Below are 25,367 nucleotides of genomic sequence, written 5' to 3'. Positions count from 1 at the left end.
AATAAAAAACGCGAAGCGCAATGGTATGCGCTTCGCGTCATCTCGCAACTTCGATGCCGGCCTAAGTTACGAAGGCTTACAAAATCACCCTCAAAATCCCAGGCTGGCGAGCAGATCGTCCACTTGTGACTGATCCTGCACGACGTCGCTGCGTCCTTCAGGATTGATTTGCGGACCGTTCAGCAGGCTTTCCGGACTGCCGGTCGACACTGCCGACATCAGCGCCGCCGCCGATGCAGCGAACTGCTCGCGTCGTTCCGGCGCGATGTTCTCGAGCAAAACGCCCAGCAATTGCTGCTCGATGAGATACACGACGTCCGTAATCTTTTTGATGACCTGGCCGGTCAGATCCTGGAAATCCTGCGCGAGCATGATTTCGAGCAATTGGGCATTGGTCGCCTGGGTGCGCTCCGGCACGCTCTGCAGGAACGAGCGCGTCTGCGCGAGCAGTTCCCCCGCCTCGCCCTGCGCGAGCGGCGCGCCGTACCACTTCGCCCAGCGCGCGTCGAGCGCCTGCGCTTCGGTTTGCAGCGATTCCTGCATCGGCTTGGCAAGCTCGATCGCGTTGAGCGCGCGCTCGGCGGCCTGCTCGGTCATCGTCGCGACATATTTCAGGCGGTCGCGCGCGTCGGGCACGGCTTGCGCGGCGGCTTCGACCTGCTTGTCGAGGCCGAGCTCGCGCATCGAATCGCGCAGCGTGCGCGTCAGTTGGCCGATGCGCGCGAGAATGCGGTCGCTCGACGGATCGCCTTCGCTTTCGGCAACCGCGGCGACCGCGGCTGCGAGTTCAGTGGTCAGATCGTTCAAGATCAGCTCCCCGCTTTGGCCATCTTCTCGAGAATCTTGGTGAGCTTCTCGTCGAGCGTGGCGGCCGTGAAAGGCTTCACCACGTAACCGTTCGCGCCCGCTTGCGCCGCCGCGATGATGTTTTCCTTCTTCGACTCGGCCGTCACCATCAGCACCGGCAGATGCGAGAGCGTCGCGTCCGCGCGGATCTGCTGAAGCATCGACAGGCCGTCGAGGTTCGGCATGTTCCAGTCGGTGATCACGAAGTCGAAGCCGCCGCCGCGCAGACGCGCGAGGCCCGCCGCGCCGTCTTCGGCTTCGTCGACGTTGCCGTAGCCCAGCTCCTTGAGCAGGTTACGCACGATACGGCGCATCGTCGGAAAATCGTCGACGACGAGGATCTTCATGTTCTTGTCCATCATGACTCCAGTGTGTTCTCAATGCGGCGGCGCCGCTTAAATCCAAAGTTCAGACGCGCTGTACGCGTTCGCCCATCGAGGCAAGCCGCGCCATCACGCGCCGGCTCATTTCAGAGAGCGGCGCGATTTCGCTCGCACCGCCCATTGCAATCGCTTCGCGCGGCATGCCGAACACCACGCAACTCGCTTCGTCCTGCGCGAGCGTGTAAGCGCCCGCCTGCTGCATGTCCAGAAGACCGGCGGCGCCGTCGCGGCCCATGCCGGTCAGGATCACGCCGATCGCGTTCTTGCCCGCGTGCTGCGCCGCCGAACGGAACAGCACGTCGACCGAAGGCCGATGCCGGTTCACGGGCGGCGCATCCGACAGATGCGCGACATAGTTCGCACCGCTCCTCGCGAGCACCAGATGCGCGTGGCCGGGCGCGATGTACGCGTGGCCCGGCAACACGCGCTCGCCGTGCTCGGCTTCCTTCACGGTGATGCGGCACAGCCCGTTCAGGCGCTGCGCGAACGACTTCGTGAAGCCCGGCGGCATGTGCTGCGCGATGAGCACCGCGGGCGCATCGGGCGGCAGCGGCACGAGCACTTCGCGGATCGCTTCCGTTCCGCCCGTCGAAGCGCCGACGATCACGAGCTTTTCCGTCGACACGAGCGGATTGTTGAAATGCGGCGCGGGCTTGTGCGTCGCCGCGTTCGCCGGCGCGCTCGCCGCGTGCGTCGTCTGCTTCACGCGTGCCCGCGATGCGGCGCGCACCTTGTCGGCGAGCTTTTCCGCGTAATCGAGCATGCCGTCGCGAATGCCGACTTTCGGCTTCGTGACGAAATCGACCGCGCCGAGTTCCAGCGCGCGCAGCGTGATTTCGTTGCCGCGCTCGGTCAGCGACGACACCATCACGACCGGCATCGGTCGCAGGCGCATCAGCTTTTCCAGGAAGTCGAGGCCGTCCATGCGCGGCATTTCGACGTCGAGCGTGAGCACGTCCGGGTTATGCAGCTTGATGAGCTCGCGCGCGACGAGCGGATCGGGCGCGGTCGCGCAGATGTGCATGTCGGGCTGCGCGTTGATGATCTCGGTCATCAGGCTGCGCACGAGCGCCGAATCGTCGACGCACAGCACTTTGATCTTTGGCGCTGTGTTCATGCTTCCTCCACGGTCTTGAGACGCGACGTGAACAACTCGACGCGCGGGCGCTTCGCCGCCGATGCATTCGTCGTGAACGACTCCGCACGCGGTTTCGCGTTCGACTGAAACAGCTCGACGCGCGCACGCGCTTTCGCGAGCCGCTCCGCGCGCTCTTCCGGCGTGCGCTGCACGAGCGCCTGCTCGCGCTCGACGACCACCGGGTCATGCGCCGTCTTCAGCTTCTTGACCATCACCTGACCCGAGCGCGGCATGAACGCGACCTTGCGCGGATGCGCGCCCTGCAAGTCCTCGGCGACGATGCGAATCTTTTCCAGCGCGAGATAACGCCGCACGAACTCCGAATTGCGATCGCCGATGTTGATGGTCGTCATGCCCGCGAGCACCGCGCCGCCGCCGAACACCTTCGCTTCGAAGCGCTCGCGCCGTCCGCCGCGCTTGATGAGCTCGTTGATGAGCACTTCCATCGCGTACGCGCCGTAGCGCATCGAATCCGACGATGCGTGCGACGCGTCGCAACCGTCATCGGGCAGCATGAAGTGATTCATGCCGCCGATGCCCGCCGTGCGATCGTGGATGCACGCCGCCACGCACGAACCCAGCACCGTGACGAGCACCATGTCTTCGCTCGTCATGTAGAACTCGTTCGGCAGGAGCTTCACGCCCTGCTTCTTGAAGTGATTGTCGAAATAGAGATTCGACGCCATTGGCAGACCGCTCATGCCGGCTCTCCCGCGAGCGCGCGCTTCGATCCGCTCGCAACCTTCGTATCGCGCGTGAGTTCGTACACGGTCTGGCCGCGCAGCCTGAACGCCTGCGACACATACGTGAAGTTCTCCGAATGCCCCGCGAAGAGCAGCGCGCCCGGCTTCATCAGCGGCTCGAAGCGCGTGAGCACCTGGCCCTGCGTCGGCTTGTCGAAGTAGATCATCACGTTGCGGCAGAAGATCGCGTCGAACGGGCCTTTCACGTCGTAGCGCGCTTCGGTCAGATTCACGCGGCCGAAGTTCACCATCGCGCGCAACTCGGGGCGCACTTTCACGAGACCCGCGTGCGCGCCCGTGCCCTTCAGGAAGAAGCGCTTGAGACGCTCGACGGGCAATGCCTTCACCTGATCGAGCGAATACACGCCCGCTTCGGCTTTCGCGAGCACTTGACTGTCGATGTCGCTCGCGAACACCGTGCACTGGCGCGCGGCGTGTTCGCCCAACGCTTCGACGAGCGTCATCGCGATGGAATACGGCTCCTCGCCGGTCGACGCCGCCGAGCACCACACCGAGAACGGCTGCTGCCGGCGCTTCACGAAGTCCGCGAGAATCGGAAAGTGATGCGACTCGCGGAAAAACGCCGTCAGGTTCGTGGTCAGCGCGTTGACGAACGCTTCCCATTCGGCGTTGTCGTCGTTGGTTTCGAGACGGTCGAGATACTGCTTGAACGTATCGATGCCGCAGGCGCGCAGCCGGCGCGCGAGGCGGCTGTACGCCATGTCGCGTTTGTGGTCCGACAGCGAGATGCCTGCGCGGCGATGAATCAGCTCGCGAATGCGGGCGAAATCCGCCGATGTGAATTCGAAATCGCGCTCGACTTCCGTGCCGCGCACATTGGCGGGCAAGTCGACGCGCGCGTTGCGCGTTGCCATCATGATGTTTCGTGCTTCCTTGACGTCGTCCCCGACGTCCGATGTGGCGTGTTCGTCGCGCTCGACCATGCGGACTCGCGCATTTCCTGCGTGTCGATCGTGGTGCGCGATGCCTGCATGGCCGTTTTCGTTCCGGTCCGGTTAAAAGGTTTCCCAGTCGCCGTCGTCGGCGGTCGTCGCTTTCGCACGCGGTGCCGCAGCGGGCTTGGCAACGCTCGCCGGCTTGATCGCCGGCTTGACTGTTTCCTTGACTGCTTCCTTATTAACGGCCGCTTCCGGCGCAACTTTTGGCGTCTCGACAGCTTTCGCTTTCGCTGCAACCGAAGACGTCGACGGTTCGACGCGCGCCGCCGGCGCAAGACGCGCCACGGCCGTCGATGCGCTCGTGCGCGCCGGCGCTGCCGCCGCGCCTTGCACGCGCCATTGCGCGACCACGTCCTTCAGCTGACGCGTCTGCTCTTCGAGCGATGCCGCAGCGGCGGCCGCCTGCTCGACGAGCGCGGCGTTCTGCTGCGTCACGCTGTCCATCTGCGTGACGGCGCGATTGACCTGCTCGATGCCATCGGACTGTTCCTCCGACGCCGCGCTGATCTCGCCCATGATGTCGGTCACGCGGCGCACCGCCTGCACGATCTCGCTCATCGTCTGACCGGCGCGCGCGACGAGTTCCGTGCCGCTGTCGACCTTCGCGGCCGAATCGCCGATGAGCGCCTTGATTTCCTTCGCCGCCGCCGCGCTGCGTTGCGCGAGCGAGCGCACTTCGCCCGCCACGACCGCGAATCCCCGCCCTTCCTCGCCCGCGCGCGCCGCTTCCACGGCCGCGTTCAACGCGAGAATGTTGGTCTGGAACGCGATGCCTTCGATCACGCCGATGATGTCCACGACCTTGTTCGAGCTCGATGCAATGGCGTGCATCGTCTCGACGACCTGCTCGACGACTTCACCGCCGCGCGAAGCGATATCCGACGCGTTCACCGCGAGCTGGCTCGCCTGGCGCGCGTTGTCGGCGTTCTGCTTCACCGTGCTCGTGAGCTCTTCCATGCTCGACGCCGTTTCCTGCAGCGACGCCGCCTGCTCTTCCGTGCGCTGCGACAGATCCGTGTTGCCGCTCGCGATTTCATGCGCGCCGACATCGATCGATTCCGCGCCGCGATGCACCGCGCCGACCATCGTCGTCAGATTGCCGCGCATGCGCTCGATACCCGCGAACAGGCGGCCGATTTCGTTGCCGCTTTCGCTCTGCGCGGACTGCGTGAGATCGCCGCGCGAGATGCGGTCGAAGTGATCGACGGCCTCGTTGATCGGCTTCACGATCAGGCTGGAGAGCGCCATGCGCGTGCCGATCAGCATCAGCACCGCGAGCACGAGCACCGCGCCGATCGTCATGTTGAGCGCCGCGATATTCGACGACGTGCTGGCGCGCGAGCTTTCCGCGTGCGCCTGATGCGACGCGACCGCAGCCGTCACGGCCTGATCGAACGCGACGAACATCGGGCTGATCTTCGTGTCCGCGATCGCGTGATACGCGGCCAGGTCGTTCGCCCGGATCGCGGTGAATTCCGGCTCCACGCCGGTCTTCACGAGCGTCTCGTGCTGGGCGACGAGCGCATCGAGCGTGTCCTTCGGGAGCATCGGCTTCGGCGTATCGAGATAGAGCTTCCAGTTCTCGTTGCTCTTGTCGAGCAGATACTGGCCGCGATCGATCGCCTTCTTCGCTTCTTCCGTATTGCCCGCTTCGGCGAGCGAACGCACGCGGTCGAGCGTCACGCGCGAGCGCAGCAGATACGACGACGTTTCTGAAAGCGCGCGCATCGCGACCATGTCTTCCTGCGCGAGCGACGCGAGCGACGCATTGGCCGAGTTCAGTCCGACGAGCGCGAGTGCGCCGATGAGCGCCGCGCAACCGACGAACAACAAGCCGACGAGCGTGAGCGTCGTGCGGATCGACAACTTCTTCAGCATGGCTTCTTCCTGCTTCCTGAATACGTTTTTATGCGCCGACGGAGTCGATCAACTCCATCTCGCGGCTCGTCATGAGCTTCTCGATGTCCATCAGGATCAGCATGCGGCCGTCGACCGTGCCGAGGCCCGTCAGATATTCGGTCGCGAGCGTGCCGCCGAATTCCGGCGCGGGCATCACCTGTTCCTGCGTGAGCGTGAGCACGTCCGACACGCCGTCGACGACCATGCCGACCACGCGATGCGCGACGTTCAGGATGATGACGACCGTCTGGTTGTCGTACTCGACGCGGCCCAGATTGAACTTGATGCGCATGTCGACGATCGGCACGATGATGCCGCGCAGATTGATCACGCCCTTGATGAACCCGGGCGCATTCGCGATGCGTGTAACGTTGTCGTAGCCGCGGATCTCCTGCACTTTCAGGATGTCGATGCCGTATTCCTCGGCGCCGAGCGTGAACACGAGGAATTCCTGTCCGGCTGCTTCCGTGTTTTGCGTGTCACGACGCGAAGGCGCAGCGGTTTGAATCGATTGAACGTCTGCCATGAAAGACTCCTTCGGTATTAGTGAGCGTGCGCGCCGTGCTGTGCGCGCGATTCGCGGTTGAGCGCGGCCACGTCGACGATCAGCGCGACGCTGCCGTCGCCCAGGATGGTCGCGGCGGAAATGCCGTGCACCTTGCGGTAATTCGTTTCGAGGTTCTTGACGACGACTTGCTGCTGGCCGACGAGCTCGTCGATCAGCATCGCGAAGCGGCGTCCTTCCGTCTGCATGATCGTGACGATGCCCTGCGTCGGCTCCGTGCGCGCGCCTTCGACATCGAACACGCGATGCAGCGCGACGAGCGGCAGATATTCGCCGCGCACGCGCACGACGCGCTCGCCGTTCGCGACCGTGTAGATGTCCTCGGCGACCGGTTGCAGCGACTCCATCACGAAGTTGAGCGGCAGAATGAAGATCTCGTTGCCGACCTTCACCGACATGCCGTCGAGAATCGCGAGCGTGAGCGGCAGCACGATCTTTGTCGTCGTGCCCGCGCCCTGGCGCGACATGATTTCGACGTGGCCGCCCATCGACTGGATGTTGCGCTTCACCACGTCCATGCCGACGCCGCGGCCGGAAATGTCCGTCACTTGTTCGGCGGTCGAGAAGCCCGGCATGAAGATGAGTTGCCAGACTTCTTCGTCGCTCATCGATTCGGAAACCTGCATGCCCTGCTTCTGCGCCTTCGCGAGAATCTTGTCGCGGCGCAGGCCCGCGCCGTCGTCGCTCACTTCGATCACGATGTTGCCGCCGTGATGCGCCGCCGAGAGCACGAGCTGGCCGGTCGTCGACTTGCCCGCCGCGCGGCGCGCTTCCACGGTCTCGATGCCGTGATCGAGCGAGTTGCGCACGAGGTGCGTGAGCGGATCGATGATGCGCTCGATCAGGCTCTTGTCGAGTTCGGTCGCCTGACCGAACGTGACGAGTTCCACTTCCTTGCCGAGCTTGCCGGCGATGTCGCGCACGAGGCGCGGGAAGCGGCTGAAAACGTAATCCATCGGCATCATGCGGATGGACATGACGGCCTCTTGCAGATCGCGCGCGTTGCGCTCGAGCTGCGCCATGCCGTTGAACAGGCGGTCGTGCAACGCGGGATCGAACGTGCTCGTGGTTTCCGCGAGCATCGCCTGCGTGATGACGAGTTCGCCCACCAGGTTGATGAGCTGATCGACCTTCTCCACGCCGACGCGAATCGAGCTGCCTTCCGCCGATGCCGCAGCCTGGGGGCGCGCTTTCTTGTCGGCGTCGCTTGCTGCGGACTTTGCCGGCTGAGCGGCGGACGGGTCTTTCGAGCCCGCCGCCGTCGCCGCTTCTTCCTTCACTGCTTCCTTGCCAGCGGCGGATGCGGGCGCCGCGTGCGCCTGCGATTGCTTCGGCTCTTCGTGTATCGTGGGTTGCGCAATCTGCGTGGCCGTCGCTTCCAGGCGCGCCGGCTGGGCTTCTGCGGATTGCGCCGCTGCATCGCCGCGGCCGATCGTGATCTGCTTTTCATCGATCACGAAGCAGCACACAGCGACGATATCGTCGGCGGGGACGTCCGAGTCGAGCCATACCACGTACTCGGCGTCCGCTTTCTTTTCTCCGACGATGCTTCCCAGGTTCCCCAGCTCCTCGATCAGAGTCGCCAGGTCCTTCTCGCCCACCCCCCGTAGCGTAATTTTCAGGTGGGGTCCAACTTCCGCGTGCGGCGCGCCGGTGTGTCCCGGCGTCGCGGCAGCGGTTCCTGCATTCGTTCCATCGGCGAGCTCGAACGCGCCGTCCCAGTTTCCGTCGTCCTCGATCGCGTCCATCGCCTGCGAAAGCACGTGAGCGGGCGGCGCATTCGGGCCGTCGTAGGCCGGCGCGGCGTTCGCGCTCGCGGCGGCGCCCGGCAGCGCGGGCGGCTCGATCCGGCCGGACGGTGCGCCTTCGGCCTGTTCGTTCTTCAGACGCTCGAGCTTCGCGCAGATCGCGGCGGCCGCGGCCGCATCCGGCTCCGCGCTCGCGCGATACGCGGCGAGCTGATCCGACAGCACGTCCTTCGTCGCGAGGAACGTGTCGATCATGTCGCGGCGCAGGACGAGTTCGTTGTTGCGCGCGCGGTCCAGCAGCGATTCGAGAATGTGCGTCGTTTCGGTGAGCGCGGTGAAACCGAACGTCGCCGCGCCGCCCTTGATCGAGTGCGCCGCGCGGAAGATCGCCGCGAGGTCTTCCGGATCGGGATTCGCGATGTCCAGAACGAGCAGCAGTTGCTCCATCTGCGCGAGCAGTTCGTCTGCTTCGTCGAAGAAGGTCTGGTAGAACTGGGTAATGTCGAGTGTCATGCTTGAGTCACCATCGGCGCGTGCGTGCGCGAGTTGTCTTGTGCGTTCGCTTTAGTGCTGCGTTTCTTCGGAGAGCGCGGCGACCAGTTCCGTCAGCAGGTCCGGATCGAGCGGCTTCTCGATCCAGCCGGTCGCGCCCGCCGAGCGCGCCGCGTCCTTGAACGGCTCGCCGCCTTCGGTCGTCAGCACGAGAATCGGCGTCGCCTTGTATGCGGGATTTCCGCGCAGCGCCACGATCAGATCGAGCCCGCTTCTGCCCGGCATGTGCTGATCGGTCAGAACCAGATCGAAGCGCTCCGCGAGCGCCCACTCCAGCCCCTCGTCGCCGTCCGACGCAACGGTCACTTGGTAACCCGCCGCCGCCAGCGTCGCCGAGAGGATTTGCCGCATCGCGGCTGAATCGTCGATTGCCAGAATGTGTTTGATCATGTTTGTCTCTTGCCGGGATGACGGTCGAAACGTGTCGACACTTGAGCGTCTTTTTCGAGGTTTTTGCTCACTTCGCCGCGGGTCTCACCGCGACGCCGGGAATGAGCTGGCCGAGCGCCGACGACGGATTGCCGTTCGCGTCCGTGCCGTTGTCGAGCGTCGCGCCGCGTGAGCCGTCGTCGCGCAGCATCGACAGCTCCGTCTTGCGATTGAGCACGATCACGCTGATGCGCCGGTTCTCCGGATCGAGCGGATCTTTCTTGTTCAGGTTTTGCGTCGATGCGAGTCCGAGCACGCGCATCACCTTTCCTTCGTCCATGCCGCCCGCGACCAGCTCGCGCCGCGACGCGTTCGCGCGGTCCGCGGACAGCTCCCAGTTGCTGTAGCCCTTGTCGCCGCCCGCGTACTTCACGGCGTCTGTGTGTCCCTGCACGACGATGTGATTCGGCACGTCGTTGAGCGAGCGGCCGATCTCGCGCAGGATGTCGCGCATGTACGGCTGCACGGCGTCGCTGGAGAGCGCGAACATCGGGCGCTTCTGGGTATCGACGATTTCGATGCGCAAGCCCTGTTGCGTCGATTCGATGCGGATCTGCTGCTTGAACTGGCGCAGCGTCGGATTGGCCTCGATCGCGGCCATGAGCTTCACCTGAAGATCGTGCAGGCGCACCTGCTCGCGCCGTTCGAGCTCGCCCTGCGCGGACTTGAGCAGTTCCTCGTCGGTGTCGGACGAGGCGCGCTGCGCGAGCTGCGTGGCGCCATCGGTCTTGCGCGCGGCGCCTGCGTCGGTGCTGGAAATGTCGCGGCCGCCGCCCATGATGATGCTGTTGTCCATGCCGACGGTCTTGCCGCCGACCATCGCGGCCTTGAGCGGCATCTGAAAATATTCGGCGATGCCGCGCCGCTGCACCGGCGACGTCGACGAAAGCAGCCACATCAGCAGGAAGAACGCCATCATCGCGGTCATGAAGTCCGCGTAGGCGAGTTTCCACGCGCCGCCGTGATGGCCTTTCTTGCCCGCGACGACGCGCTTGATGAATATCGGGCGATCGGTATCGTTGCTCATCGCTGTGTCTCGACTATGGCGGAAGTCACTTCGACTTGACCTTGCGCACGTGTTCTTCCAGCTCGGAGAACGACGGGCGCTCCGTCGAGAACAGCACCTTGCGGCCGAATTCCACCGCGATCGCGGGGGCGTAGCCATTCAGGCTCGCGAGGATCGTCACCTTGATGCACTGGAACATCTTGGTCTGCTCCGCGACGCGCTGTTCCGCGACGTTCGCGAGCGGTCCGATGAAGCCGTACGAAAGCAGAATGCCGAGGAAGGTGCCGACGAGCGCCTGCGCGATCATCTCGCCGAGAATCGCGGGCGGCTGATCGGCGGAGGCCATCGTGTGCACGACGCCCATCACCGCCGCGACGATGCCGAACGCGGGCATCGCGTCGCCGACCTTGGTGAGCGCGTGCGCCGGCGCTTCGCCTTCGACGTGATGCGTCTCGATTTCCTCGTCCATGAGGCTTTCGATCTCGAACGCGTTCATATTGCCGCTCACCATGAGGCGCAGGTAATCCGTCAGGAATTCGACGATGTGATGGTCCGCGAGAATCTTCGGGTACTGGCTGAACACCGGGCTCTTCGCCGGATCTTCGATATCCGCTTCGAGCGCGAGCGTGCCTTCCTTGCGCGCTTTCGCGAGCAGCACGTAGAGCAGGCCCATCAGCTCCATGTACATGCTCTTGTCGTACTTCGCGCCCTTGAAGAGCGTCGGCAGCACCTGAATCGTCGCCTTGATGGTCTTGACGTTGTTGCCGAGGATGAACGCGCCGACGCCCGCGCCCGCGATCATCAGAATTTCGACCGGCTGCATGAGCGCGCCAAGGTGGCCGCCTTCGATGGCATAGCCGCCGAAGACGGACAGCAATGTCACGAGCGATCCAATGAAAATCAGCACAGTCGAGTCCTCACGTTTGATGCGGTAAGACCGCCGTTAAGTGGTTTACGGCACTCGACTGGAAAACTTTGGGGCACGGTCAAACCGCTGTACGTTCCGTGCGGTTTGCCGCGCGGCCTTCTCGCTGTTTCGCAAAATCTGCGTCTCAATCGCTGATTTACGGCAACGAAATATCGAACTTTTCCTAGCCGTGAAACAAAATTTTCCCGTTCGATACGAAACATCACATTTCCTGCCGATAATACGAACGCGCGTTCAGTTTTGTTGGAGACGCGAAGTCGTGAAATCGGAGAGAACGATGACAAGAGCAATGAAACAGGCCAGCGCGCTCGCGCTGACAGTGACCGCGAGTTCATTCGCGCATGCGGGTTTCGACTGCAGCGGTTCGCGCGGCGGCTGGCGTATGCAGACATCGGATAGCTGGACCGGCTCCGACAAACTTGCCCACGTGGCCGCGTCCGCGCCGTTCGGCGCGCTCGGCGCCTATTTGACGCGCGGCTCGGACCATCCGGTCGTCTACGGCACGTTGATCGGCACTGCGCCGGGCTTGGTGAAGGAAATCGTCGACGGAACCTGCCGCACGGACGGCTTCTCCTACAAGGATCTGGCCGCCGACGCGCTCGGTGCGTGGATCGGCGCATCGGCGACGCATTGGGCGATCATGTATCAGCGCACGCCGCACGGGATGACCGTCGGGCTTTCGTACCACGATCGCTTTTAGACGGACGCGGGCGTGGATCAGGCGGCGATCCGCCCCGCTTCGCGGTCCGCGCCCGCCTTGCGCGTCTTGCCCGCGCGCGATGGCGGCTGGCAGAGGCCGCACACGTAACCGGCGCGCAGTTCGTACGCATGTGCGACGAAACGTCCGCGGCAGCGCGTGCAGACGTTGGTCTGGAGCATGCCGGATTCGAAGTAGCGCACGAGCGTCCACGCGCGCGTGAGCGACAGCACGGGTTCGTCGCCGTACAGCGCCGCGTGTTCGAGATAGAGGCGGTAGCTTTTCACGATCGCGTGAATCGTCGGCTGGCTCTTGTCGTTGGCCGCCATGAAGCGATAAATGCCGTGAAACAGCGACGAATGGATGTTCGGCTGCCACGTCATGAACCAGTCCGTCGAGAACGGCAGCATGCCCTTGGGCGGCGACACGCCTTTCAGTTCCTTATAGAGCTTGATGAGACGGTCGCGCGACAGGCTCGTTTCCGCTTCGAGCAGTTGCAGGCGCGCGCCGAGCTCGATCAGCTCGATCGCCAAAGTGATTTCGCGGACCTCCGCGACCACGCTTTTCGTCGCCATCGGGCTTCGCGCGCGGCGTCAGCCGATCTGCTCGACGGGACTGTCCGCCAGCACAATCGCCGCGTGGGCGTGCGCGAGCGCCGCGCTGCGGTCCTTGTCGGCGAGCGACGAAAGGATCGCGTGGTCATCGAAACGAAAGCGGCACAGCAAATGGCTCGACGACGCCACTTTCACTGCCTGCGCGAGCGTCAGCGAAGCCAGAACTTGCGCAACCTGCTCCGAAAGGCCCAGGCGATACATCGCCGAGATGCGGTCTTCCTGAAGAAGCCGCTGAGCGAGGAGCAAGTACGACAGGTTCACCTCGCGGATTTCCGCGAGCGTACTCGTAGTGCTGGTCGTCATCTTTTTCCCCGAATCGAAACGTGGCTGGTCAGGCCCGGCGGGAACGTTTGCTCGAATTCGCAAAGAAACGCGAATGCGGCCCCGCCCGTGTTGTCTGTTGTCGATTCGATTGTCGCCGATGCCCGCGGCCGCGCCTGTCGGACAAAGCATCCGACGCTGCGACGGAGTTTCGCGAAGAATCGTGTAGGAAAATTTCTTACAAGCCGGCCGCTTCGATGCCGCTCGGCAGACATGCGTTATCGGCACGTATTCGTCTGACTTAATAGCCGCGCCCCGTATTTTTACGACGGGCGCGCGCTGTCGCGCCTTTCAGGCCGCAGGACCGTGAATTGCTCATTCATGCCGCCCGGCGCGTCCGACGCTTCAAATCCGCCCTCATCGCCGCCATCGATGCAATTTCTGACTTCGTAACAGCACATGTATCGCGCTGTAACAACGATAAGCGATTGAAAAATGAAGTGAAATGCCGGTCTCGATCCCGATAATGATCGGTAAGGGATAACCCGGTCGCGATGTTTTTCATCTCCGGGCCTGTCTCGGGCGGCGTCCAACCACACGCGGCCCGCCCGAATGGCATGCGTTGAGCGCTCGACCGGAGCGTGACTGCAATGCCTTACCTACATGGAGAGTCACGTTATGCGAATCGCACAAATTGCACCGTTGCACGAAGCAGTTCCTCCGAAGTTTTACGGCGGCACTGAGCGCGTCGTGTCTTATCTGACGGATGCGCTCGTCGAACTCGGCCACGATGTAACGTTGTTTGCCAGCGGCGATTCGCAAACCAAGGCGACGCTCGAACCCGTGTGGCCGCGTGCATTGCGTCTAGATCCGACCGTGCGCGACGCGCTCGCGCCGCACATGCTGCTGCTCGAAACCGTCCGCCAGCGCGCGCACGAGTTCGACGTGCTGCACTTCCACCTCGATTACATGCCGTTCCCGCTGTTCACGCAGATGGACACGCCGTTCGTGACGACGCTGCACGGCCGGCTCGATCTGCCGGAACTGCAGCCGATCTTCAACACGTTCACGAAGGCGAACGTCATTTCGATCTCGGACAATCAGCGCGGGCCGCTGCCGCAGGCGAACTGGCTGAACACCGTTTATCACGGTCTGCCGAGCCAGTTGCTGACGCCGCAGCCCCACAAGAAGCCGGAATATCTGGCGTTCCTGGGCCGCATCTGCCCGGAAAAGCGCGCCGATCTCGCAATCAAGATCGCGGCCCAGAGCGGTCTGCCGCTGAAGATCGCCGCCAAGGTGGACAAGGTCGACCAGGAATACTTCAAGTCGACGATCGAACCGCTGCTTTCGCAGGCGCACGTCGAGTTCATCGGCGAGATCAATGAAGCGCAGAAGCCGGAATTTCTGTCGGGCGCGAAGGCGCTGCTCTTCCCGATCGATTGGAACGAGCCGTTCGGCCTCGTGATGATCGAGGCGATGGCCTGCGGCACGCCGGTGATCGCGTTCAATCGCGGTTCGGTGCCGGAAGTCATCGACCACGGCGTGACGGGCTTCATCTGCGAGGACGTGCAAGGCGCGGTCGGCGCGCTGCAACGTCTCGACGAGCTGTCGCGCACGGAAATCCGCGCGCAGTTCGAGCGCCGCTTCAGCGCGCAGACGATGGCGCAGAACTACGTCGAAAGCTACACGGCGATGCTTCAGGCCGCGAAGCGCCCGGTGTTGCGTCAGGTCGCGGTGGGCTGATTGCCTTCCTGACCAGATTTGCTGGAACTGCCGCCCGCTTGCCGGGCGGCATTTTTTTGCGCGCCTGTTAAGACATTCGCTAAGGAATGATCCGAAGTTTCGGTGCAATGCCCGTGAATTGAGAGCCGATCGACCATTTTTGACAGTTCGCCAAAGACACCGCGCTTAAACTGCGCTGCGCAAAAGCGCGTCACGCGTTCTTGTTTGAAATCAACGGCTTTTCATCTTTTTCACGAAGGCAGAATCATGCATTTGTCGAAGCGTCTCGGCGCTGAAATTTTCGGTACTTTCTGGCTCGTGCTGGGCGGCTGCGGAAGCGCCGTGCTCGCCGCGGCCTTTCCTGAACTCGGCATCGGATTCGCCGGCGTTTCGCTGGCGTTCGGTCTCACCGTCCTGACGATGGCCTACGCCATCGGCCACGTCTCGGGCTGCCACCTGAACCCGGCCGTGAGCATCGGGCTTGCGACGGCGGGCCGCTTTCCGGTGCGCGATCTCGTGCCGTACATCGCGGCGCAAGTGATCGGCGCGACGCTCGGCGCGTGGGTAATCTATCTGATCGCCACGGGCAATCCGAGCTTCGACTTCGCGTCGAGCGCATTCGCCGCGAACGGTTTCGGCGAGCACTCGCCGGGGCATTTCTCGATGGCCGCCGCGCTCATCGCCGAAATCGCGATGACGTTCTTCTTCCTCTTCGTGATCCTCGGCGCCACCGACGAGCGCGCGCCGAAAGGCTTCGCGCCGCTCGCCATCGGCCTGTGCCTGACGCTCATCCATCTGATCTCGATTCCGGTCACGAATACGTCGGTGAATCCGGCGCGCTCGTCGAGCCAGGCGTTCTTCGTCGGCGGCTGGGCGCTCGATCAGCTGTGGCTGTTCTGGATTGCGCCGATCGTCGGCGCGATTCTCGCGGGCGTGCTTTATCCGTTGCTGACGCGTCAGAAGTAAGTCACGGCGGCAGCAAACGGCGGCAAGCAAAACGGGCGCGAAATGCGCCCGTTTTTGTTTTTGCGCCACAGCGCGCATACGAAAGATTAAACGCGCGCGACAAATGTAATGCCGAATTACGCAGCCTGCTTATGAATTTCCGTCACGCGATGCCAAGGATCATTTCCCGCGCCGCCGAAGGCTTGAAGGATAAGGCTTCCAGCGATGTCGACGGCGCCGCCGCGCTTGCGAACTCCCTTACGCCGTCCTTGCACACGGTAACAAGTCCTCGAAGCATGTAAGACGGCGGGCGCTTAAATTGGACTCATGCGACACACGTCGCCTTAAAGGAGAAACACAATGAAGCGCATCGTCACCCACATGCTTGTCGCGACTGGTCTTGCTATCGGTGCTGTCGGCGCGGCTCAGGCTCACAGCGATCTGCACATCGGCGTCTCGCTCGGCGCGCCGGCTTATGTGGCGCCGGCTCCGGTGTATGTGCGTCCGGCGGTTCCGGCGTATCGCGCGCCGTACTATCGCCACGAAGCGCCGCGCTGGTATGGCCGCGATCATCGCGACTATGGCCGATACGACCGCGCGGGCTGGAACCACGGCGGCTACGGCAACAACTGGGGCCATCGCGGATAAGCGGGACCGGCCGCGGATCGAGGTCCGCGGCCCGCCGTGACGGATATCAGTCGGGCGTCTGTCCCGGCGACGCGAGTTCGTCGCGAATGTCGAACAGCTTGCGCAGCTGATGCGCGACACCCGCCTCGAAGTTGTACCCAATACGCGGCACGTTCGGCAGGCGCTTGATCAGATCGGGGTTCGCGTTGTTCATCATGAACGGATGCCCGGCGGTTTCGAGCAGATCGATATCGTTCATGTTGTCGCCGAACGCGACGCATTGCGCGGTATCGACATCGAGCCGCTCCAGCACGAAACGCAGCGCGCGCCCTTTCGATACGTCCGACGTCATCACTTCCAGACAGTCCGGCAGCGAATACGTGACGTAGAGCGAATCGCCGAACTCCCGTTCGAGGTTCGCGGCGGTCACCTTCAGATCGGCCGGATCGCCGATATACAGCACTTTCGCGATGTTCTCGCCATCATGCTCGCGCAGATCCATCACTTCGTACTTGAAGCCGGAATCCTGGTGGAAGACCAGCAACTCGGGCGCGTGACGGTCGATGAGCCAGGCGTCGTCGGCAAAAAGATTGACGATGACGCGCTCGCTGCCCGCGATCTCGGGCTGCACGAGACGGCGCACGGCGGCGGGCTCGAGGTCGCGCGAATAAATGCGCTCGTCGGCCGGCGTATGCACGCGCGCGCCGTTGGACGTGATGAGATACGCGTCGACGCCGAGCACATCGCGAATGCCGGCGACGTCGCGATAATGCCGGCCCGTCGCGATGACGATAGGCACGCCGCGCGCCGCGAGCGCGCGCACGGTTTCGGCGGTGAAGGGATCGAGCTGGTGGTCGCTGTTGAGAAGCGTACCGTCGAGATCAGTAGCGATAACCGAATACATGACTGCCTTTGTGGTGCCGCGAAGGTCGGTATTTTATCGCGCCGCACCGTCCGCAGCCGCGAAAGCGGACGCCGCGCGTCGCGCCAGTTCGAGCGCGCCCGCTGCGGAATCGGCGCGCGGCGCACGCATGCGTTCGCGCAACATGGCCGGCACGAATGGCTCGTAAGGCGCGGCCAGCCCGCCGCACAGCGCGACGGGCAGCACGCCGGCGGAATCGAGCGCCGCGACGAATTTCGCGATTTCCTGCCCCGCCTGATCCAGCAGACGCGCGGCCTCGGGATGGTCGCGGAACTCGAACACGGTGGGCGCAAGCGTCGCATAAGCGGTTTGATTCGCGGCGCACAGCCAGACGACGAGACTGTCGCGATCCGTCGCGCCAGTGTGGGCGAGCATCGCGCGCGACCAGCCATCTTCGGGCGCGCGGCCGTCGAGCACGCGCTGCAGATGCACCACCGCGCGCAGGCCGAGCCACGCGCCGCTGGCTTCATCGCCGCTCGGAAAGCCGTAGCCGCCCGCGATTCGGCAAACGCCCGATTCGTCCAGCGACGCCGCGATGCTGCCCGTGCCGAGCGCGACGATCACGCCGGATTCCCCGCCGTGCGCGCCGAGCACGGTCGTATAGGCGTCGCTTTCCACGCTCAACGCGCGCACGTCCGGCGCCGCGCCGAGAAACGCGGTGAGCCAGTCGGCGTTGTTGACGCCCGCCAGGCCACAGCCGAGTGCGCAGTTGCGCCAGTCGAACGGCAGCGCGGCGGCCTCGAATGCGCGCGCGCACGCGTCGCCGATCGATTGCCACGCGCGCGCCACCCCGAGCCCGAGCCCCGAAGGTCCGCCGCTCGCGCGCGCCAGTTCGTTGCCGTGCGCGTCGGCGAGAATCACGCGCGTGCCGCTCCCGCCGCCGTCGATGCCGAGCAGGAAGCCGTCAAATGCCGAAGTCGAAGATGTAGTCATGGGCGCAAGCTTACCGGCGGCCGCGACGCGCGCCAATTGGCCGAATGGCATAGATGGCGCGATACGGGCGATCCGTTATGCTGACGCGATTCAAAATAATGATGAGGACTCGCAATGGCAGACGCCGAACACACCCGCTGCGCCTGGGCCACGACCGACGCGATGATCGAATATCACGACGGCGAATGGGGCGTGCCGTCGCACGACGACCGGCATCTGTTCGAAATGCTGGTGCTGGAAGGCGCGCAGGCGGGCCTTTCCTGGTCGACGATCCTCAACAAGCGCGAGGGCTATCGCGCGCTCTTCGCGGGCTTCGACATCGACAAGGTGGCGCGCTTCACCGAGAAGGACGTCGAGCGGATCGTGCAGGACGCGCGCATCGTGCGTAACCGGGCGAAGATCGAATCGGCGGTGCTCAATGCACGCGCCGTGAAGCAGATCCAGCAGGAGCACGGCTCGTTCGCGGATTTCGTCTGGTCCTTCGTCGACGGCAAAACGATCGACACGCCGCGCGATGCGAAAAATCCCACGCCCGCGTCCACGCCGGAATCGGACGCGCTCAGCAAGGCGCTCAAGAAATACGGCTGCAAGTTCGTCGGCACGACCATTTGCTACGCGTTCATGCAGGCCACCGGCATGGTCAACGATCACGCCGTGGGTTGCATGTCGCGAGAAAAACCTAAGACAAAACGGAAGACCGTTGCAAAAACCCCGCTTTGATCGATTCCTATGCGGAAAAATTTTGCCTTTTGACAACATCGTATAGCGTAATTTACGCGATCTAGGGTAAATCCTTATGGATGACGTTTTTTTTGCAGTGAAGCACGCGCAATTGCCCGAACTGCAAGGCTTTTGGCCGGGTTTTCCGCACTGCACGAACGTACGAGCCGTGTAAAAATGGCTTCCTCGCGTGCGCTGGCGCACCTTTTTACCGTTCCGAACCGTTATAACTGACGGTGTACGGATCGTCACTGAGTGTAGAAATCCGACGCGAGCACACAGGGCGCAGTCAGACCACACGCCCAGGCCGGGAAAACCGCCGTGCTCGGAGCAGAGGCCGGGCGGCGAGCGTCGATTCTGTTGCGCCATATTTGCAACGACGCTGCCGCTTTCGGTAAGCAGGTGCAGGTTCTCGAATACTTAAACGTATGGCCGCTGCGCAGGGGCGCAGGGGAGAAGATCATGAAAAGCTTGAACTTCCTGACGCATCAGGAGATTTTCAACAGCGCAGTCCAGCATCTTTTCGGACAAGGGCAAGCGGCTTTGCTGCCGCGGGGCGGCGGTGCCTATCGCGGATACTGCGGCGGCTGCCCTGTCGGGAGCTTCATCAAGCCGCGCGACTATGTCACCGCGATGGAAGGCGTGCCCATTCGCTTCATCGCGAAGCCGCCCGAGCAGGTGCCGGCGTACATTGATGTCGGCGTCGTGGCGCTGAAGCGCGCGCTGCTCCGTTCGCGCATCAACGTGTTCGATCCCAACACCGTCGAGCTGCTGTCGTGCCTGCAGAACGTGCATGACGTCTTCGGCAAATGGGAATGGCGCGAGCGTTTGACGTCGATCGCGCGTCAGTTCGGGTTGTCAGCCGAACTTCTTAAAACGGCCGCGTGATATTGCAGGTGCTGTGATGTTGAGCCCTATTACGATGTTGAGCCCGAAGGACATTTACGAGCGCGTCAGCGAGCACTTGCTGACGCAGCGCGCGGTCTCGGAAGACGACAACGGTTCGTGCAGGCTTCGCAGTCCGGAAGGCCGCAAATGCGCGATCGGGTCGCTCGTGCGCGACGATGTGTACGAGCCGGAGCTGGAAGGCGTCGGCATTTCCTACTATCGGCATGCGCGGGACGGCGGTCTGCTGCGGGCGCTCTACGCATCGAACGTGAATGCCTACGATCCGAACATCATCGATCTGCTGATCGAGCTGGAGGAAGTTCACGACTACGCCGAAATCGAAGAGTGGCCGGCGTTGCTCGCGGCGCTTGGCAGGCGTCACGCGTTCGTCTGAACGCCCTCGCTAAAAAAGGCAATAGAAACGAAAACGGCGGTGCGCCCTTACGGGTCGCACCGCCGTTTTGCCGTTCGGCGCGAGGATCCGAAAACCCTCGCCCGAACAAGACGCTTAGTGCATCTTCTTCGGCAGCATCTGGCTGCGCAGGCGCTTGCGCAGGCGCGCGACAGCGGCGGCCTTCTTGCGCTTGCGCTCGGTGGTCGGCTTTTCGTACGACTGGCGCTCGCGCAGTTCGGCGATCAGGCCATTGCGCTCGATGGTGCGGCGGAAACGCCGAATCGCGACATCGAACGGCTCGTTTTCTTTGAGGACGATAGTGGTCATGTAAATCCTGGTTTGCTAAACGTATTTTCAAGCGCGCGACGACTGCGAGTTGCCGCGCCCCGGCACTCCGATCGTCCGCCGGACGTGAGAACGGCGCGACGGACACGAGCAAAGCGGCCACGGAGGCCGGAAAAGAGAGCGTTGAGATTCAGCCGCGGAAGCGGCAGGCGCTTTCGAAAGAACCACACGAAGGCGCGTTTCAGAGCCGTTCGCCGCTGTTGGTTGACGTTGTCATTTTCAGCGGCGAAGGCAGGAAATCGGGCACATTTCTCGATTCGGGCGCGATGTTACCAGAACACCGCGCCATTGCCAACTCCCGCGCGCCGGCCAACTCATTGATGCAACAGAACTATTTCTGCCACGCGCTGGCTTCGTCGAGCAGATGGATATCGTCGGCTGCGAGTTGCAGGCGCGTCGCGGCGGCCAAGCTCTCCAGTTGCGCGACCGACGTGGCGCTGGCGATCGGCGCCGTCACGCTCGGGCGCGCGATCATCCACGCGAGCGCGACCGTCGCGGGCGTCGTGTCGTTGCGTTTCGCGACTTCGTCGAGCGCGTCGAGAATCTCGAGGCCGCGCGGCGTCAGATACTTTTCGACGCGCGAGCCGCGCGCCTTGTGCTGCGTGTCCGCCTTCGACCGATATTTGCCCGACAGAAAGCCGCTCGCGAGCGCGTAATACGGCACGACGGCGATCTTGTGCTGTTCTGCCACCGGTTCGAGACCGGTCTCGTAGCCCTCGCGGTCGTAGAGGTTGTATTCGGGTTGCAGAATCTGATACGCCGGCAAGCCCGAATCCTTCGCGACTTTCAACGCCTCTTCGAGCCGCTCGCCCGTGTAGTTCGACGCGCCGATCACCCGCACCTTCCCCGCCTTGATGAGCGTCTGATACGCGTCGAGGGTTTCGTCGAGCGGCGTGGTTTCGTCGTCGTAATGGGAGAAATAGACGTCGATGTAATCGGTCTTGAGACGCCGCAGCGAATCGTCGACGGCCGCCGCGATGTTCGCCGCCGAGAGCCCGGCGCGCGTGGACAGCTTGCCGACTTTCGTCGCGAGCACGACCTGGTGGCGCTTGCCGCTTTCCCTGAACCACTTGCCGATGATCGTCTCCGATTCGCCGCCCTGATGCCCGTCGACCCAGGCGGAATAGACGTCGGCCGTATCGATGAAATTCAGGCCGTGGTCGACGAACGCGTCGAGGATCGAGAACGACGCGCGCTCGTTGGCAGTCCAGCCGAACACGTTGCCGCCGAAGGCGAGCGGCGCAACTTTCAGTTCCGATGTGCCGATATTGCGTGTCTGCACGTGGGCTCCAAATGGGCGAGGCCAGCCGGACAGAATACGCGGGAAGGCCGTGCCTTGCCGGCGTCGATCTTCGTCGCGCGACGGCCCGGCGACGACTCTAAAGTTTCCCCGCGACACGCCGTCAACCAGCAAGAAGGCCCGCTCGCACCGGCCGGATCGGCAAAAACTTCAGCGGTTCCGAAGGCGGCGAGAACGCAGAAATATCCGGATCGTCCAGCCGGACAGGCAACAGACGTATCCACGACAGATCAACCCGGACCGGCTTGCCGGCTTCATGGAGCGCACATGCAATCCTTTCCTCAATTCGACGAATCCTGGAAGAACTGGCTCGACGAGAACATTCGCCGGGGCTGCTCGCATCAATCGATGATCGACGCTATGGTCGCCAATGCTTTCGACCCGAACACGGCGCACTCGATTCTTTCCCGTCGTATCGCAGGAGAGGAAGTGGACGCGGCCGCGGTCTCATCGTCCGCCAGCTACGTGTATGGCAAGCAAATGCTGCCGCAAGGTCCGGTCATCAAGGCAAACGATTGCCGGGCCCGTGTGCTGTTCAGCAGCAGCCAGCCCGTCGTGGCCCTGCTGGGCGATGTCCTCACGGAAGAAGAGTGCGAACGGCTGATCGAAATCGGCCGTCAGAGCGTGAAGCAGTCGGCGGTGGTCGATCCGGCATCGGGCGCCGAAATCATCATCAGGGAGCGCACCAGCCAGGGCGCGTTCGTGAACGGCTCGGTCGACCCGCTGGTCGCAAAGATCGACCGGCGTCTCGCCGAACTGACCAACATTCCGCTCGAAAACGGCGAAGACCTGCACCTGCTGCGCTATGGCATCGGCGGCGAGTATCGCCCGCATTTCGACTATTTCCCGGAAGAGCTCGCCGGCAGCCGTCACCATCTTCAACGAGGCGGCCAGCGCATTGCGACCGTGATCCTCTATCTGAACGAGGTCGAACTCGGCGGCGAGACGACCTTTCCGAACGTCGGCCTGAGCGTGCGCCCGCAGCGCGGCAGCGCGCTGTACTTCGAATACGGCAACGAGCTCGGTCAGGTCGACCCGAAAACGCTCCACGCAGGCAACCCTGTCGAGCAGGGCGAGAAGTGGATCGCCACCAAGTGGATTCGCCGCAGCCGTTTCCAGCCGCTGCCGCAAGACGCCTGAACGCCGCGTTGCGCATCGTGCGCGCGTCCGAGCCACATCACTGACCACACCACAGCATGAACCTGATCGATAACAACTGGCGCGGCTGGATTGCCGAGAACCTGCTTCTCAGCAATTCACCCAACTCTATCGTCCACACGTTGATCCAGCACGGCTTCGACCCCGAGAACGCGCGGGTCGAGGTCGCAGAAGCGGAGGCGAGCCCGTATCTGCGCGGCTTCAGCCGCCTCAGCAACCGCCTGAAGAAGCGCGACTGGATGTTGGGTGTGTACGCCGAGCTGCACCGCATGCGCGGAGGCACTGAAGTCCCGCGCCGCGAAAAACTCTCGGTCGACGAGTTCTTCGAAGAGTATTACTGCCAAAACCGGCCGGTCATCATCACCGGGATGATGGAAGACTGGCCCTCGCGCGAACGCTGGACTTTCAAGTATCTGAAGGACAAGTGCGGGGACCTCGAGGTCGAAGTACAACTGGGCCGCAATTCGGATCCCAATTTCGAGATCAACCAGGAAAACCTGCGTCATCGCCTGACGTTCGCCGAGTTCGTCGATCGCGTCGCGGCCGCGGGCAATTCGAACGATCTCTATATGACGGCGAACAACAACTCGAAGAACCGCCAGGTGCTCGAGCGACTGCGCGGCGAGATCGGCCAGTTGCCCTATCTGACGACGGACGAGAACGCCGGGTTCTTCTGGTTCGGGCCGGCTGGCACGAAAACGCCGCTGCACCACGATCTGACCAACAATTTCATGGCACAGGTCGTGGGCAGCAAGCGGCTCAATCTGATCCCGTTCTTCGATACGCCGAATGTCTACAACCATCGTCACTGCTATTCGGACATGTTCGGCGATTCGTTCGACACCGTGCGTTTCCCGCGCACGGCAAAGATGCAGCACGTCGAAGTGAACCTGAACGCCGGCGAAGTGCTGTTCCTGCCGATCGGCTGGTGGCACTACGTCGAAGGGACGAGCGTGTCCATCACGATGACCTACACCAACTTCGTGAGGCACAACCACTTCTTTCAAGGCTACGAAACCTTTCACGAGGTCTGAGCAGCGCCACGGCGATGTCACCCGAGCAAGAGCAGCACTGAGCCGGCACATGCAGTCAGCGCCGGCGCGACTGAAAAATTGAAGTATCCGCAACGCGGCTCTGTCTAAAGTTTTCCTCAGACAAGCCGAAATCACAAACAAGCGGCCGGCGATTCGGACGCGGTCCACCAAAGTCGAAAGTCAAGTTCGACGTAGTATCCAAGGAGATCTTAAAATGATCGGCATCAACAGCAACATCAACTCCCTCGTTGCTCAGCAAAACCTGAACAACACGCAAAGCGCGTTGTCCTCGGCCATCACCCGCCTGTCGTCGGGCAAGCGCATCAACAGCGCGGCAGACGACGCAGCAGGCCAGGCAATCGCTTCGCGTATGACCTCGCAGATCAACGGCCTGAACCAGGGCGTCTCGAACGCCAACGACGGCGTGTCGATGACCCAGACGGCATCGAGCGGCCTGAACCAGATCGCCGACAACCTCCAGCGTATCCGCCAGCTTGCCGTGCAGGCTTCGAGCGGCTCGCTGTCGACGGACGACCAGAAGGCGCTTCAGCAAGAAGTGTCGCAGCGTATCTCGGAAGTGAACCGTATTTCGTCGCAGACGACGTACAACGGCAAGAACGTGCTCGACGGATCGGCTGGCCAGATCAGCTTCCAGATCGGCGCGAACGTCGGTCAGTCGATCAGCATCGACCTCGGCTCGAGCGCGAACATGTCGGCTGCCAAACTTGGCGGCGGCAACCCGGCGAGCGGCACGACCCTGGCGACGATCGACGGCCTCAGCCTCGACTCGACCGGCGCGTACGCGGCTTCGGGTGCATCGATCACGAGCATCAACATCATCGCTGACGGTAAGGGCGGCTACACGTACACCGATCAGAACAACCAGACGCTCGGCACGACGGCCGCTCCGACGCCGACGCCTGCTCCGACGCCGACGCCGACGCCGACGCCGACGCCGACGCCGACTCCGACGCCCACGCCGACGCCGACCCCCACGCCGACGCCAACCCCGACGCCGACGCCCACGCCGACCCCGGCTCCGTCGTTCTCCGTGTCGAACGTGTTCTCGATCGACTCGACGACGGGTGCATTCACGCTGGCTTCGACCGCGCTGCCCACGACCGGCGAAACCTCGCAGCAGACCGACGAACTGAGCGCGCTGAACGCCAACCGCACGCCGCCGACCGTCGCGAACATCGATCTGTCGACGGCCAACGGCGCGTCGCAGGCAATCGAGTCGATCGACAACGCGCTGCAAAACGTAAGCTCGCTGCAGGCAACGCTGGGCGCGGTGCAAAACCGTTTCTCGTCGGTCGCTTCGACGCAGACGGCTCAGTCGACCAACCTGTCGTCCGCTCAGTCGCAGATCACCGACGCGAATTTCGCGCAGGAAACCGCGAACCTGTCGAAGGCTCAGGTGCTGCAACAAGCTGGTATCTCGGTGCTGGCTCAAGCCAACTCGATGCCGCAGCAGGTTCTGAAGCTCCTCGGCTAAGCATCGAAGCCTGGGCTGTAACCGGCGCGCATCAGCCAGTACAATGCGCGCCGGATGTAATAAAGCATCAAAGCAGTCAGCGCACCGGGAGCTTCGTCTCCCTGTGCGCGTTTGCG

27 protein-coding genes are annotated in these 25,367 nt (G+C 63.2%); 10 read left to right on the top strand and 17 right to left on the bottom strand.

The window, feature by feature from the left end; translation table 11 throughout:
* Positions 1-90 precede the first annotated feature (90 nt).
* The 11 genes from cheZ to motA form a co-directional block, all read right to left on the bottom strand.
* On the bottom strand, positions 91-807 hold the full coding sequence (cheZ, locus tag BG60_RS04185; protein WP_008351868.1) for a protein phosphatase CheZ: 717 nt from the start codon (positions 805-807) through the stop codon (positions 91-93).
* Positions 808-809: 2 nt separating this feature from the next.
* Complete coding sequence (gene cheY / locus BG60_RS04180; protein WP_008351870.1) at positions 810-1,205, bottom strand: chemotaxis response regulator CheY; 396 nt, start codon at positions 1,203-1,205, stop codon at positions 810-812.
* A 49-nt stretch (positions 1,206-1,254) separates the two neighbouring features.
* The gene (locus BG60_RS04175; RefSeq protein WP_034470433.1) at positions 1,255-2,346 is read right to left on the bottom strand and encodes a protein-glutamate methylesterase/protein-glutamine glutaminase; all 1,092 of its coding nucleotides are present in this window, start codon (positions 2,344-2,346) and stop codon (positions 1,255-1,257) included.
* Positions 2,343-3,068, bottom strand: coding sequence for a chemoreceptor glutamine deamidase CheD (gene cheD / locus BG60_RS04170; RefSeq protein WP_034470431.1), 726 nt, complete (start codon positions 3,066-3,068; stop codon positions 2,343-2,345). Before cheD ends, BG60_RS04175 begins: the two co-directional genes overlap by 4 nt.
* Complete coding sequence (locus tag BG60_RS04165) at positions 3,065-3,988, bottom strand: CheR family methyltransferase (protein ID WP_033536589.1); 924 nt, start codon at positions 3,986-3,988, stop codon at positions 3,065-3,067. The genes cheD and BG60_RS04165 overlap by 4 nt, the downstream gene beginning before the upstream one ends.
* Before the next feature lie 138 nt (positions 3,989-4,126).
* Complete coding sequence (locus tag BG60_RS04160; RefSeq protein ID WP_034470429.1) at positions 4,127-5,947, bottom strand: methyl-accepting chemotaxis protein; 1,821 nt, start codon at positions 5,945-5,947, stop codon at positions 4,127-4,129.
* 28 nt (positions 5,948-5,975) lie between these two features.
* Entirely contained in the window at positions 5,976-6,494 is a 519-nt protein-coding gene (cheW, locus tag BG60_RS04155) for a chemotaxis protein CheW (RefSeq protein ID WP_008351879.1), read from the bottom strand.
* Positions 6,495-6,511: 17 nt separating this feature from the next.
* Positions 6,512-8,794: a chemotaxis protein CheA gene (gene cheA, locus BG60_RS04150; RefSeq protein ID WP_034470426.1), complete on the bottom strand. Its 2,283-nt coding sequence runs from the start codon at positions 8,792-8,794 to the stop codon at positions 6,512-6,514.
* A gap of 51 nt (positions 8,795-8,845) precedes the next feature.
* A complete protein-coding gene (locus tag BG60_RS04145) occupies positions 8,846-9,223 on the bottom strand; it encodes a response regulator (protein ID WP_008351883.1) in 378 nt (125 codons plus the stop codon).
* A gap of 67 nt (positions 9,224-9,290) precedes the next feature.
* Positions 9,291-10,289, bottom strand: a complete 999-nt coding sequence (motB, locus tag BG60_RS04140) for a flagellar motor protein MotB (RefSeq protein WP_008351884.1) — start codon at positions 10,287-10,289, stop codon at positions 9,291-9,293.
* A 25-nt stretch (positions 10,290-10,314) separates the two neighbouring features.
* A complete protein-coding gene (gene motA, locus BG60_RS04135) occupies positions 10,315-11,175 on the bottom strand; it encodes a flagellar motor stator protein MotA (protein WP_008351887.1) in 861 nt (286 codons plus the stop codon).
* A gap of 310 nt (positions 11,176-11,485) precedes the next feature.
* Between motA and BG60_RS04130 the strand changes: the two genes are divergently transcribed.
* Positions 11,486-11,896 (top strand): hypothetical protein, encoded by a 411-nt coding sequence (locus tag BG60_RS04130; RefSeq protein WP_420912048.1) that lies wholly within the window; start codon positions 11,486-11,488, stop codon positions 11,894-11,896.
* Between the two features lie 17 nt (positions 11,897-11,913).
* Here the strand turns inward: BG60_RS04130 and flhC are convergent, their stop codons facing one another.
* Positions 11,914-12,468, bottom strand: coding sequence for a flagellar transcriptional regulator FlhC (flhC, locus tag BG60_RS04125; protein ID WP_008351890.1), 555 nt, complete (start codon positions 12,466-12,468; stop codon positions 11,914-11,916).
* An 18-nt stretch (positions 12,469-12,486) separates the two neighbouring features.
* Complete coding sequence (gene flhD / locus BG60_RS04120) at positions 12,487-12,810, bottom strand: flagellar transcriptional regulator FlhD (protein WP_008351892.1); 324 nt, start codon at positions 12,808-12,810, stop codon at positions 12,487-12,489.
* 636 nt (positions 12,811-13,446) lie between these two features.
* On the opposite strand from flhD, the gene BG60_RS04115 reads away from it, so the two are divergent.
* From BG60_RS04115 to BG60_RS04105, 3 genes are all read left to right on the top strand, one after another.
* Positions 13,447-14,511 (top strand): glycosyltransferase family 4 protein, encoded by a 1,065-nt coding sequence (locus BG60_RS04115; RefSeq protein WP_008351894.1) that lies wholly within the window; start codon positions 13,447-13,449, stop codon positions 14,509-14,511.
* A 246-nt stretch (positions 14,512-14,757) separates the two neighbouring features.
* On the top strand, positions 14,758-15,456 hold the full coding sequence (gene aqpZ / locus BG60_RS04110; RefSeq protein ID WP_008351895.1) for an aquaporin Z: 699 nt from the start codon (positions 14,758-14,760) through the stop codon (positions 15,454-15,456).
* Between the two features lie 339 nt (positions 15,457-15,795).
* On the top strand, positions 15,796-16,083 hold the full coding sequence (locus BG60_RS04105; RefSeq protein WP_008351896.1) for a hypothetical protein: 288 nt from the start codon (positions 15,796-15,798) through the stop codon (positions 16,081-16,083).
* Between the two features lie 46 nt (positions 16,084-16,129).
* Here BG60_RS04105 and BG60_RS04100 read toward each other — a convergent pair whose 3' ends face one another.
* On the bottom strand, positions 16,130-16,966 hold the full coding sequence (locus tag BG60_RS04100) for a Cof-type HAD-IIB family hydrolase (RefSeq protein WP_008351897.1): 837 nt from the start codon (positions 16,964-16,966) through the stop codon (positions 16,130-16,132).
* 33 nt (positions 16,967-16,999) lie between these two features.
* Positions 17,000-17,917, bottom strand: a complete 918-nt coding sequence (locus BG60_RS04095) for a glucosamine kinase nucleotide-binding domain-containing protein (protein ID WP_034470768.1) — start codon at positions 17,915-17,917, stop codon at positions 17,000-17,002.
* Between the two features lie 114 nt (positions 17,918-18,031).
* On the opposite strand from BG60_RS04095, the gene BG60_RS04090 reads away from it, so the two are divergent.
* The 3 genes from BG60_RS04090 (at position 18,032) to BG60_RS04080 (ending at position 19,919) form a co-directional block, all read left to right on the top strand.
* Positions 18,032-18,637 carry a DNA-3-methyladenine glycosylase I gene (locus BG60_RS04090; RefSeq protein ID WP_034470421.1) on the top strand — a complete coding sequence of 202 codons (606 nt, stop codon included), beginning with the start codon at positions 18,032-18,034 and terminating at the stop codon, positions 18,635-18,637.
* A 462-nt stretch (positions 18,638-19,099) separates the two neighbouring features.
* Positions 19,100-19,525 (top strand): hypothetical protein, encoded by a 426-nt coding sequence (locus BG60_RS04085; RefSeq protein WP_034470766.1) that lies wholly within the window; start codon positions 19,100-19,102, stop codon positions 19,523-19,525.
* A gap of 16 nt (positions 19,526-19,541) precedes the next feature.
* The gene (locus BG60_RS04080) at positions 19,542-19,919 is read left to right on the top strand and encodes a hypothetical protein (protein ID WP_239294315.1); all 378 of its coding nucleotides are present in this window, start codon (positions 19,542-19,544) and stop codon (positions 19,917-19,919) included.
* Positions 19,920-20,033: 114 nt separating this feature from the next.
* On the opposite strand, the gene rpsU is transcribed toward BG60_RS04080, so the two are convergent.
* Both rpsU and BG60_RS04070 read right to left on the bottom strand, forming a co-directional pair.
* Positions 20,034-20,246, bottom strand: a complete 213-nt coding sequence (rpsU, locus tag BG60_RS04075; protein ID WP_008351904.1) for a 30S ribosomal protein S21 — start codon at positions 20,244-20,246, stop codon at positions 20,034-20,036.
* A 349-nt stretch (positions 20,247-20,595) separates the two neighbouring features.
* A complete protein-coding gene (locus tag BG60_RS04070) occupies positions 20,596-21,546 on the bottom strand; it encodes an aldo/keto reductase (protein ID WP_034470416.1) in 951 nt (316 codons plus the stop codon).
* Between the two features lie 54 nt (positions 21,547-21,600).
* Between BG60_RS04070 and BG60_RS04065 the strand changes: the two genes are divergently transcribed.
* The 3 genes from BG60_RS04065 (at position 21,601) to BG60_RS04055 (ending at position 25,251) form a co-directional block, all read left to right on the top strand.
* Entirely contained in the window at positions 21,601-22,704 is a 1,104-nt protein-coding gene (locus BG60_RS04065; RefSeq protein ID WP_239294316.1) for a 2OG-Fe(II) oxygenase, read from the top strand.
* Between the two features lie 56 nt (positions 22,705-22,760).
* Positions 22,761-23,756, top strand: coding sequence for a cupin-like domain-containing protein (locus BG60_RS04060; protein ID WP_174447707.1), 996 nt, complete (start codon positions 22,761-22,763; stop codon positions 23,754-23,756).
* 214 nt (positions 23,757-23,970) lie between these two features.
* Positions 23,971-25,251: a flagellin gene (locus BG60_RS04055; RefSeq protein WP_034470410.1), complete on the top strand. Its 1,281-nt coding sequence runs from the start codon at positions 23,971-23,973 to the stop codon at positions 25,249-25,251.
* Positions 25,252-25,367 lie beyond the last annotated feature (116 nt).

It is taken from the genome of Caballeronia zhejiangensis (assembly GCF_000698575.1).
GTDB classification, from domain to species: domain Bacteria; phylum Pseudomonadota; class Gammaproteobacteria; order Burkholderiales; family Burkholderiaceae; genus Caballeronia; species Caballeronia zhejiangensis.
This window is presented reverse-complemented; position numbering and strand designations above follow the sequence as displayed.

Coding starts and splice junctions, on each gene's coding strand:
- cheY (WP_008351870.1), bottom strand. CDS start 1,205: ATGGACAAGAACATGAAGATCCTCGTCGTCGACGATTTTCCGACGATG.
- BG60_RS04175 (WP_034470433.1), bottom strand. CDS start 2,346: ATGAACACAGCGCCAAAGATCAAAGTGCTGTGCGTCGACGATTCGGCG.
- cheD (WP_034470431.1), bottom strand. CDS start 3,068: ATGAGCGGTCTGCCAATGGCGTCGAATCTCTATTTCGACAATCACTTC.
- BG60_RS04165 (WP_033536589.1), bottom strand. CDS start 3,988: ATGATGGCAACGCGCAACGCGCGCGTCGACTTGCCCGCCAATGTGCGC.
- BG60_RS04160 (WP_034470429.1), bottom strand. CDS start 5,947: ATGCTGAAGAAGTTGTCGATCCGCACGACGCTCACGCTCGTCGGCTTG.
- cheW (WP_008351879.1), bottom strand. CDS start 6,494: ATGGCAGACGTTCAATCGATTCAAACCGCTGCGCCTTCGCGTCGTGAC.
- cheA (WP_034470426.1), bottom strand. CDS start 8,794: ATGACACTCGACATTACCCAGTTCTACCAGACCTTCTTCGACGAAGCA.
- BG60_RS04145 (WP_008351883.1), bottom strand. CDS start 9,223: ATGATCAAACACATTCTGGCAATCGACGATTCAGCCGCGATGCGGCAA.
- motB (WP_008351884.1), bottom strand. CDS start 10,289: ATGAGCAACGATACCGATCGCCCGATATTCATCAAGCGCGTCGTCGCG.
- BG60_RS04130 (WP_420912048.1), top strand. CDS start 11,486: ATGAAACAGGCCAGCGCGCTCGCGCTGACAGTGACCGCGAGTTCATTC.
- flhC (WP_008351890.1), bottom strand. CDS start 12,468: ATGGCGACGAAAAGCGTGGTCGCGGAGGTCCGCGAAATCACTTTGGCG.
- flhD (WP_008351892.1), bottom strand. CDS start 12,810: ATGACGACCAGCACTACGAGTACGCTCGCGGAAATCCGCGAGGTGAAC.
- BG60_RS04115 (WP_008351894.1), top strand. CDS start 13,447: ATGCGAATCGCACAAATTGCACCGTTGCACGAAGCAGTTCCTCCGAAG.
- aqpZ (WP_008351895.1), top strand. CDS start 14,758: ATGCATTTGTCGAAGCGTCTCGGCGCTGAAATTTTCGGTACTTTCTGG.
- BG60_RS04105 (WP_008351896.1), top strand. CDS start 15,796: ATGAAGCGCATCGTCACCCACATGCTTGTCGCGACTGGTCTTGCTATC.
- BG60_RS04100 (WP_008351897.1), bottom strand. CDS start 16,966: ATGTATTCGGTTATCGCTACTGATCTCGACGGTACGCTTCTCAACAGC.
- BG60_RS04095 (WP_034470768.1), bottom strand. CDS start 17,917: ATGACTACATCTTCGACTTCGGCATTTGACGGCTTCCTGCTCGGCATC.
- BG60_RS04090 (WP_034470421.1), top strand. CDS start 18,032: ATGGCAGACGCCGAACACACCCGCTGCGCCTGGGCCACGACCGACGCG.
- BG60_RS04085 (WP_034470766.1), top strand. CDS start 19,100: ATGAAAAGCTTGAACTTCCTGACGCATCAGGAGATTTTCAACAGCGCA.
- BG60_RS04080 (WP_239294315.1), top strand. CDS start 19,542: ATGTTGAGCCCTATTACGATGTTGAGCCCGAAGGACATTTACGAGCGC.
- rpsU (WP_008351904.1), bottom strand. CDS start 20,246: ATGACCACTATCGTCCTCAAAGAAAACGAGCCGTTCGATGTCGCGATT.
- BG60_RS04060 (WP_174447707.1), top strand. CDS start 22,761: ATGAACCTGATCGATAACAACTGGCGCGGCTGGATTGCCGAGAACCTG.
- BG60_RS04055 (WP_034470410.1), top strand. CDS start 23,971: ATGATCGGCATCAACAGCAACATCAACTCCCTCGTTGCTCAGCAAAAC.